At 48.0% G+C, this 9,481-nt stretch carries 8 protein-coding genes; 3 read left to right on the top strand and 5 right to left on the bottom strand.

Annotated elements, in window-relative coordinates:
- Positions 1–550: hypothetical protein (locus B147_RS31910; protein ID WP_020589288.1), on the bottom strand; the 550-nt coding region annotated here is incomplete at its 3' end.
- Positions 551–724: 174 nt separating this feature from the next.
- On the opposite strand from B147_RS31910, the gene B147_RS0121575 reads away from it, so the two are divergent.
- The 3 genes from B147_RS0121575 to glpK all read left to right on the top strand — a co-directional run bounded on the left by B147_RS0121575 (position 725) and on the right by glpK (position 5,047).
- Positions 725–1,228, top strand: coding sequence for a hypothetical protein (locus B147_RS0121575; RefSeq protein WP_020589287.1), 504 nt, complete (start codon positions 725–727; stop codon positions 1,226–1,228).
- A gap of 728 nt (positions 1,229–1,956) precedes the next feature.
- Positions 1,957–3,516, top strand: a complete 1,560-nt coding sequence (locus tag B147_RS0121565; protein WP_020589285.1) for a glycerol-3-phosphate dehydrogenase/oxidase — start codon at positions 1,957–1,959, stop codon at positions 3,514–3,516.
- 37 nt (positions 3,517–3,553) lie between these two features.
- On the top strand, positions 3,554–5,047 hold the full coding sequence (gene glpK, locus B147_RS0121560; RefSeq protein WP_020589284.1) for a glycerol kinase GlpK: 1,494 nt from the start codon (positions 3,554–3,556) through the stop codon (positions 5,045–5,047).
- A gap of 124 nt (positions 5,048–5,171) precedes the next feature.
- On the opposite strand, the gene B147_RS0121555 is transcribed toward glpK, so the two are convergent.
- The 4 genes from B147_RS0121555 to B147_RS0121540 form a co-directional block, all read right to left on the bottom strand.
- Positions 5,172–5,894: a DUF1722 domain-containing protein gene (locus B147_RS0121555; RefSeq protein ID WP_020589283.1), complete on the bottom strand. Its 723-nt coding sequence runs from the start codon at positions 5,892–5,894 to the stop codon at positions 5,172–5,174.
- Between the two features lie 10 nt (positions 5,895–5,904).
- On the bottom strand, positions 5,905–6,759 hold the full coding sequence (gene nfo / locus B147_RS0121550) for a deoxyribonuclease IV (RefSeq protein WP_026259772.1): 855 nt from the start codon (positions 6,757–6,759) through the stop codon (positions 5,905–5,907).
- 49 nt (positions 6,760–6,808) lie between these two features.
- Positions 6,809–8,206 (bottom strand): MATE family efflux transporter, encoded by a 1,398-nt coding sequence (locus tag B147_RS0121545; RefSeq protein ID WP_020589281.1) that lies wholly within the window; start codon positions 8,204–8,206, stop codon positions 6,809–6,811.
- Between the two features lie 80 nt (positions 8,207–8,286).
- Positions 8,287–9,435 carry an iron-containing alcohol dehydrogenase gene (locus B147_RS0121540; protein ID WP_020589280.1) on the bottom strand — a complete coding sequence of 383 codons (1,149 nt, stop codon included), beginning with the start codon at positions 9,433–9,435 and terminating at the stop codon, positions 8,287–8,289.
- Positions 9,436–9,481: the final 46 nt, after the last annotated feature.

Raw genomic sequence — 9,481 nt, 5'->3', positions numbered from 1 at the left:
TTTCTCCGACATGGTAGGGGCTAATAATGGCATCAATGGTTAGTTTATTTAGAACATCGAACATCTGAGATACACGTGCCATTGGAACTTCGGAACTATTATTGGGCTTCATCACACCGAAATGCTCTCTTATTTCTTTATATTTAAATAGCTTGAGAGTCGAACCATCTATTCCTAAGAGATTGAATCCGTGCCATGTTTTGATACTTTTGAAATGTTTATAGAAAAATTCGGTCAGGTGCTGATTAAATTCAACAAAAGCAGAATATTCAAGCTTCCTACGTGCAAGACATAATGCCATTTTGGAGACCACTGCAACAGCGACATCTAATTTAAACAAAGCCTTAAAAAAATGATCTAACTCATCTTGATATGATCCTTTTGGCAAGTTTATGAAGTAGAGAAAAAGCATTTGAAAGTTAAGCAATCGATTGCGTATAAAGTCTTTTGGAGATCTTTTGTGCCGACAAACAAAATCTTGAGAATATAGGATTTTTTTAAGAAATTCGACCAACTCGGTACATGTTTTGAAAAGCAGGTTCCATGCCAACCATTGTTTTTTCTTTTATTTTTTTTGACATTTTTTCTCCTTATTTGTGTAATGTTTGGTGTTCCATTAATGAGCACGATTATATCATAAAAATCAATTAAATCAAGGTCTTATTGAAGATTCTTAACTTTATGACATTGACATGCGACTCCCATATTCAATTCTAAAGTGAAGGTGGAAAATGAGTATAAGCCTGGAGATAGAGATATTATAATTGCAAGCCTTAATGAGTTGCAGATAGTTGATGAAAATTCACTTGAATGGGAACAAGTGATAGAATTTAGGAAAGACAAAGATGCACGTAAAAAATATCGGGGGTTCGTTCACTGGCTGGATAAGGAAATGGTCGGGAAACCAACACCATTTATTATTGATGAAATCGACGAACGTTTAGAGAAGTACGAATGGGCAATAAAAAAACATGGAATTAAAACAGTCCTTGGCGGATTGTATTCGGCGGTCGATCTGAAATCATTATTGGGGAGTGCAGTTGCCTTGGGATCACTTACCTTAATAGGCCAAGAATTGCTTGGCCAACTTGCTGCTATATCAACGATCACAGCTAAATGTGCAATTAAAGTGGCAACAGCACTCGTCGATATAGAAGACATAAAACGCGGTGCAGGCTCCGAAGTTGCTTATGCCTACGAAGTGAAAAGAAAATTTGGAAAAAAATAAATAAGCAAGAATGTTCCCATCAATTTTTTGATTTTTAAAAGTGGACTACTATCTTTTCAGGTTTGATTGTGGGATCAGAAACAAACCCAAGACTTTCTGTACTTCCACACTTTTTAAATCATCAAACTGGCGATCAATTTTACGTGTATCGCCCATTTTTCAATTCCTACCGATTCGAATTTTCCTGGGGAATTGACTAATGGTATAAAATCGGGCCGTGCCTGATTCTGAAAATGTCAGAACTACCAGAAGCAATGTTGGGTAGAGGGGGACCTGGATATGGGATAACCTCTCAATATGTAATATTTTTTAACTATAATCTTTAGCATTTTCTGAAGCAGGGCACCATCGGTAACGCGTTGGAATTGAAACACCCAGGTTGTTCGTGGTACCTTTAACTTAATTTGAATCTCTTAATTTATAAACATAAACATCCAAATATCGGGATTCAGGTAATAAAAAATCTAAGAGATAGAGTTCTATGGCTCACCAGCAGGTTGTGCAGTCTGACTGTGACAAATATCGAGGACCGGCTTTATTGTGTGCTCAAAAGTATTGCAAGATGTTAACTCGTATTTAGTGTAGCGGCCCGATTTAATAATTGGTCTGGCCCTAACTTATCCACTTTCCCGAGACCAAATTAATAGTGCAACTCAGTTCAAAACCGACTAAAAAACAACATACACAATGCAAAGCCCGGCTTTAATTTTGAAGAACAGGAGTCGTCTATGAATCGTGAAGAAATGATCAAAAAAGTAGCAGGATATGACGGTTATTGGGATTTTGTTGTTATCGGTGGCGGGGCAACCGGATTGGGTGTGGGACTGGATGCCGCATCAAGGGGGTATAAAACGCTTCTGTTGGAACAACACGATTTTTCCAAAGGGACATCCAGCCGGTCGACAAAATTGGTGCACGGCGGGGTAAGGTACTTGCGCCAGGGCAATATTTCCCTGGTCCTTGAGGCCCTCCATGAGCGTGGTCTCTTAATTCGCAATGCCCCGCATCTGGTCAGTCATCAGGCATTTATCGTACCCAACTATGAGTGGTGGAACGGCCCTTTTTACGGTGCCGGTATGAAAGTTTACGATCTGTTGGCAGGCAGACTCGGACTCGGATCTTCCAAACACCTTTCCAAAGAAGAAACATTAAAGCGGATTCCCACCCTGGAACCCAAAGGGCTGCGAGGGGGCGTGGTCTATTTTGACGGTCAATTTGACGATTCCCGCCTGGCCGTTAACCTGGCCCAGACTATGGTTGAACATGGGGGGGTGCCTCTCAATTACATGAAAGTGACCGGGTTTACCTGGGCCGGTGAAATGATTGACGGGGTAACCGCAAAAAATATGGAAACCGGTGATGAGTATGAAATTCACAGCCGGGTGGTGGTCAACGCGACCGGTGTTTTCACCGACGAGGTTCTTAAAATGGAAAATCCGGGCGCTGAACCCATCATTACGCCTAGCCAAGGGGTTCATGTGGTCCTGGATAAAGAATTTCTGCCCGGAGATTCAGCCATCATGGTGCCCCAAACCACTGACGGAAGGGTTTTGTTTGCCGTACCATGGCATGACAAGGTAGTAGTGGGCACCACGGATACGGAAGTACCGGATGTGAGCCTGGAACCCCGGGCATTGGAGGAGGAAATCAAGTTCATCCTTGATCATGCGGCCATCTATTTAACCAAAGATCCCACCAGGGATGATATTCAAAGCGTTTTTGCCGGACTTCGCCCCCTGGTTAAAGCCGGAGAGGGAAAAAGCACGGCAGCCATCTCCCGGGATCACTATTTAGTCGTTTCGGAATCGGGTCTTGTGACCATCACCGGCGGCAAATGGACCACTTATCGCAAAATGGGCGAAGATACCGTCAACCAGGCAGCCCTGGTGGCCGGCCTGAAAGACCAACCCTGTATCACTAAAGATCTCAGAATCCATGGATGGTTAAAGCATTTCGATGAACACGATCCCTTAAGCTACTATGGGTCCGATGCCATTTATATCAAAAAAATCGTCAACGCAGATCCGGCCATGGGTGAAAAGCTCCATAAAAAGCTCTCTTATATTAGAGCGGAAGTGATCTGGGCGGTCAGGGAAGAGATGGCCAGAACCGTGGAGGATTTTTTAGCCCGGCGGAGCCGTGCCCTTTTTCTGGATGCCCGGGCCAGTATCGATGCAGCGCCGGAAGTGGCCCGGATCATGGCGGAGGAACTGGGGTATGATCGTAAATGGCAGATGGACCAGGAGAACGCATATGTTGGTTTGGCCAAAGAGTATCTGCTGACATAAAAATTACATCACAATCAGAAATTTTCAGGAGGTTCTCATGTCCCACTTTATAATGGCCCTGGATCAGGGCACAACGAGTTCCCGTACCATACTTTATAATGAAAAGGGTGACGCCATTGCTGTTGCAAGTGAAACGTTCTCCTGCCAGTACCCGAAAGACGGTTGGGTGGAGCAGGACGCTGAAGACATATGGAGATCCCAGAAAAATACAATGGATGCCGTCCTTAAACAAGCAAAGCTCAACCTGGGTGATGTGGCTGCCATCGGTATTGCCAACCAGAGGGAGACCATCATTGCCTGGAACAAAGAAACAGGAACGCCTGTGGGCAAAGCCATTGTCTGGCAATGCCGCCGGACCGCAGATTACTGTGACCAATTAAAGGCAGAAGGATTTGATAACGTCATCAAAGAAAAAACCGGCCTGGTGACCGACGCCTATTTCAGCGGGTCCAAAATCCGCTGGATTTTGCGACACAGCATAGAAGCCAGGGAACTAGTCAATAAAGGAAAACTGAAGGTGGGAACCGTAGACGCATGGCTGATCTGGAAGTTGACGGCGGGCGCCGTCCATGCCACCGATGTGAGCAATGCGAGCCGGACCATGATTTTCAACATTCATGATCTCAAGTACGATCTGGTCCTGATGGAAAAATTGGATATTCCTGAAGAGATTCTTCCAAATGTCAATCCGTCCTGCGGCATATTCGGCAAAACCGACAAAAAACTGTTCGGGCATGAAATACCGATTGCCGGTGTCGCAGGCGACCAGCAGGCCGCTCTGTTCGGACAGGCCGCTTATGAAAAAGGAATGACAAAGATCACCTACGGGACCGGTTGCTTTATGTTGATGAATACCGGGGGGCAAGCCATTGCATCGCCCTCGGGACTGCTCACAACCATCGCTTGGCAGATCGGCGATAAAGTCACTTATGCCTTGGAAGGTTCGGTATTTATTGCCGGTGCACTGATGCAGTGGATGCGGGACGACCTGGATTTTTTCAGCGATGTGGCTCAAACCGAAGAGATGGCCACTGCCGTTCCCTCATCCGAAGGGCTTTACATTGTTCCTGCCTTTGTCGGCCTGGGCGCTCCCTATTGGGATCCCTATGCCAGGGGAGCCATGTTGGGCATTACCCGGGGAACAACAAAAAATCATATTATCCGGGCCGGGATTCAATCCCTTGCCTACCAGGCCAATGATTTGATCGGTGCCATGGTTAAAGATTCGGATATTAAATTAAAAACCGTTAAAGTGGACGGCGGGGCCAGTGCGAACAATTATCTATGCCAATTCCAGGCGGACATCCTGGGCGTCTCCTTGTGCCGCCCTAAGAATGTGGAAACCACTGCCATGGGGGCGGCTTACCTTGCCGGTCTTGCTGTTGGCGTATGGGCGGACATGGACCAGATTAAATCTTTCTGGCAGGAAGACCGTTGCTTTCATTTGAACCAAAGCCAGGAAAAGGTGGATGAATGCCTGCGGGGCTGGAAAAAAGCTGTGGACCGGGCAAGGTCATGGGCCAAAAATTAAGAAATCAAACCATCAACATCTGAATAAAACAAGGAGAAAACCCATCATGAATCCGTTTTTCGGTGAACTCATCGGTACTGCTTTACTGATTCTTTTGGGTAATGGGGTGGTCGCCAATGTGGTCTTAAACGAAACCAAAAGGAACAATGCCGGGGATCCACACGGCAAGTTCGCTTAGTGCAACGGATTCTATGAGATATGGCTGCCGGTGCCTGAGCGCCAAGTTCTGGATTAGATCCAGCAGATCCGCCAGAGACCTGCCACTCACCGTTTCCCGTGATCCTTCATATCTGTCCGACACATACCCCCACATATGCTGGAGCGTGTTTTTTATTCCGCCCTGGGATGGCGGGGTTCTCAAGGTTTCCACCAGAAGGCGGGCCAGGTCACTGAAATCATCTTGGGGGCCCATGCGGGCCACGTCTGCACCGATTTTTTTGTACAGGGGCACATTCCTGGCCATGACGGCGTATTTGTGCTGACGCCACATCTGCTGGGCATTTTGGGGTAAAGGAATGCGCCCCGGGATTTTATCCTGATATTTTTCCCTAAGCAGCCGGATCTGGACATAGGGTTCGTCGATAAATGAGTCAGGCCATAGACCCTTGTTTTTCCTGGTGCGCACAGGCGATTTGTCATTGTACCCCCGCAACTTCATCTCTGCGGCCAACAACTGGTGGCGTTTGTTCAGTGCCCAGCCGAAACCCGTCCAGCGCAGGGTTTCCGGGTGCCGTGAATAGCCTTTTTTATGGTTGACGATAATAGAGACCATGCCGTGAAGTTCCCGGTGCTCACCTAAAAGACTCTGGCGGTTCAAGTATCCCGGATGAAGATCCCAGATTCTCATGAAACCTCCTTCACCGGGCCTGGGGATTAATCAACGATTTCAGCAGGGAAATTTCCTTGTCCCATATGCCATTGTCTGGTGTTTCCAGAATCATGGGAATATTGTCCAGGCGTTTGTCTGCCATGATTTTCCGGAAAGCGGTCAGGCCGAGTTCGCCCTTTCCGATGCTTTCATGCCGGTCCACCCTGGAATTAATCTGTTTTTTGGCATCGTTTAAGTGCATGCCCTTTAATTTTTCAAAGCCGATAATTGCATCAAACAGGTCCCAGGTTTTTTCATAACCATCCCGGGATACAAAGTCGTAACCGGCAGCAAAGGCATGGCAGGTATCAATACATACCCCGACGCGGGATTGATCGTCCACCTGCTCAATAATGGTTTTTATCTGTTCAAAGGCAAATCCCACATTGCTTCCCTGACCTGCAGTGTTTTCAATGACCGCAATGACATCCGGCACCTGTTGAAGGGCAAGGTTAATGGATTGTGCAATGGTTGCCAGGCAGTCATCCTCGCTGATTTTCTTTAAAGTGGAACCCGGATGGAAATTAAGCATGGCAATGCCGAGCTGATGACATCGCTGCATTTCATCCATGAACGCAAGTCTGGATTTCTCCAAGGCGGCTTGTTCAGGATGGCCCAGGTTGATCAGATAGGAGTCGTGGGCAAGAATCTGCCCGGGCCCGAAACCCAGAGCGCTGCAGTTTGCTTTAAACTCATTGATATTTTTGTCTGATAAGGGCTTGGCCTGCCACTGCCGCTGATTTTTTGTGAACAATGCAAAACAGGATGCACCAATTTTTTGGGCATTGACCGGCGCGTTTTCAACGCCGCCTGCAGCACTCACGTGGGCGCCTATATATTTCAATCCATTCTCCTTTTCCGGCATTCGGTAACAGTGCCTGACGGCGGGTCACTCAAGGATGATGTTCAGGTGATTTTTCCGGATCCGACACAAGATTCTTAATCCATTTTTTTGAAAAAAAACGGGGCAATCCGATAATCAACTTAAATAATTCTTCCAGGGCAATCAAGGCCATGACACCGTACACGGGCCAGTGAAAAACAAACGCACCGATAAAAGCCATGGGCACACCAATGCACCACACCGCGCTCAAGTCCATGAGAAACCCGAACTTTGTGTCTCCGCCGCCCCGGAACACCGACACCACCGTTGTGAAATTGGTGGTCTTTGCCCAGAAGATAAGACCGGTTGTCAGCATCAGATAGTAGGCATTATCGTAGGCTGCCGGGGAAATATTGTAAAATCCCAGGATAAAATGCCTACACAAAATGAGCACAAGCCCTGCGCCAAGGGCCATGGGGAGCTGGGCCAAAAGCATGAATTTACCATAGGCAAACGCCCGCTTGTATCTTTTTGCGCCGATGCTGTTGCCGATGAGAATGGAACCGGCATGGAAAATGCCGAAAAAGGGAACAAATAAAAACTCCTCAAAGGTGGCCACGATATTGACTGCAGCAATGGGCTGGGTCCCCATGCGGGCGTAAACCAGCTTGTACATACTCACGCCTGTGACCCAAAAAAATTCATTGAGGAACACAGGCCAGCAAGTGGCGGTCACCCGTTTGACAAAGGCAAAATCGAAGGAAAGCATTTTTTTTACCGGCGCGGCAAGGGGGTAAGGCTTCAGGTAGATGATCGCCGTTAACAGGCCGGTTTCAAGCAATTTTGCCGTGCAGGTGGCAATGGCCGCACCTGTGACACCCATGGCGGGAAAGCCAAGGTTGCCGAAAATCAGGCAGTAGTTGAGCACAATATTTACCACCACGGCCACAAATGAAGAGAGCAAAGGAACGCCAGCAAACCCAATACTCCGCATATTGGTCATAAAGGAGAAGGTGACGCAAAAAGGAACAAAGGTAAAGCCCACAATACGAAGATATCCGGCCCCAAGACGAACCACTTCGGCATCACTGGAAAACAGTGAAATCACGGCTGCGGGAAAAAACAGCGCAGCACCGGCAAACACGGAACCTATGGCAAACCCTGCCAGGATACCAAGACCGGACAACTGGTGTATCCGTGACAGATCCGCTTTGCCCCAGTACTGGGCCGTGAATATGGCGATGCCCGAGTGCACACCGAACTGGATAACAAAAAAGATAAAAACAAACTGATTGGCAATGCCCACGGCGGCCACGGCCGCATCATGAAGCTGGCCGATCATGAGAATGTCTATCACGACCATGGAACTGGTGAGAAGACATTGCAGGGAAATGGGCAGCGCCAAGCTAAAAAGCAGGCTTAAAAAAGCCTTGGGGGCAATACCCTTATCCCGATCTGTGACGTCCATATAGAAAGGCCTGCTTTAGATTAAAATGAAGAACCTTATATTAGCAGGGAAGCCGGGTCAAGGCTATTTCCGGACGGACACTATATACATGCCGATAAAATATCCCGCATCTGTTGTGCCGACAATTGAATGGGGAAATTTTTATTGCCTGAGGCAATGACCACGGAATCAAGGTACTGTTCCGTCAGCCCGTATTCACGCAGTTTAGGCAATTGTTCAACCCAGGAATTCATATAGTCCAGGGCAACCGTAAAATCATCGGGCTGGGGAATTGCGTCAATCCCCCTGGAAAGCCAGGCTCCCACTTCATCCAGGGCCTCCACCTGCATTTCTTGGGTCAGAATGGTGAAAATCCGGGGCAGAAGGCTGCCGCATGCCACGCCATGGGGGACACTGGTAAATGCGCCAAGGGGGCCTGCAATGCCGTGAACCGTACCAAGACCTGCATTGGCAAGGGTAACCCCGGACAGGTATGCGGCCATGGCCAGATCCCATCGTAAAGACAATTCCACAGGACTTTGGTACAGGTTGTCCGAAAAGAGCCGTGATCCCCGGGCAAACAAACGAAGCCCCTGTCTGCTCAACGCCTGGGTCAGTGGCGTGGCTGCTGTGGAAACACAGGATTCCAGAAGCTGGCTGAACGCATCCAGGGCACAGGCAAGGGTGGTTTCAGGCGGGCATTCCATTGCCAGTTCCGGGTCAATGATGGCGATTGAGGGAATAAAGGCATCGTGGCGGAAAGATTTTTTGAATCCAGCCGGCCCGGGGCGGCTGAGCACTGCATTTTTTGTGGCTTCACTGCCGGTGCCCGCTGTTGTGGGCAACGCAATGAACGGAACGGTTTTTCCTTTGGGTTCTTTTGTGCCCACACCCTCCAGATAGTCTTGAACGGAACCTTCCTGGCAAAGCATGGCCGCAACCGCTTTGCCGGCATCCAGCACCGATCCCCCGCCAATGCCCACCACACAACCCGCCTTAAACCTGTCCGCCTGTTCCGTCAAATCATCAACAATATCCGGGCCGGGTTCCCCATGAACGGTCTGTCTTTGGAACTTGCATCCGGCCAGGCGCAATTGGGATTCAAGCGTTTGCCAGGCAGCGGTATTTACAAAATGAGCACCGCTGATAAAAAAGACCGGTATGGCAGGATCAACCAGTTCGGCAAGCCGTTGGATTTCTCCGGGACCTGAATAAAGCACGGGATTGGTGAGATGCTGAAATGTTTTCATGATTCGACCTTTTTCATATTATTGTATCTGTCATTTTTAATTTGTA

This window comes from Desulfobacter curvatus DSM 3379, from assembly GCF_000373985.1.
Taxonomy (GTDB): Bacteria; Desulfobacterota; Desulfobacteria; order Desulfobacterales; family Desulfobacteraceae; genus Desulfobacter; species Desulfobacter curvatus.
The sequence above is the reverse complement of the archived record's forward strand: the minus strand, read 5'-3'. Positions and strand labels throughout refer to the sequence as shown.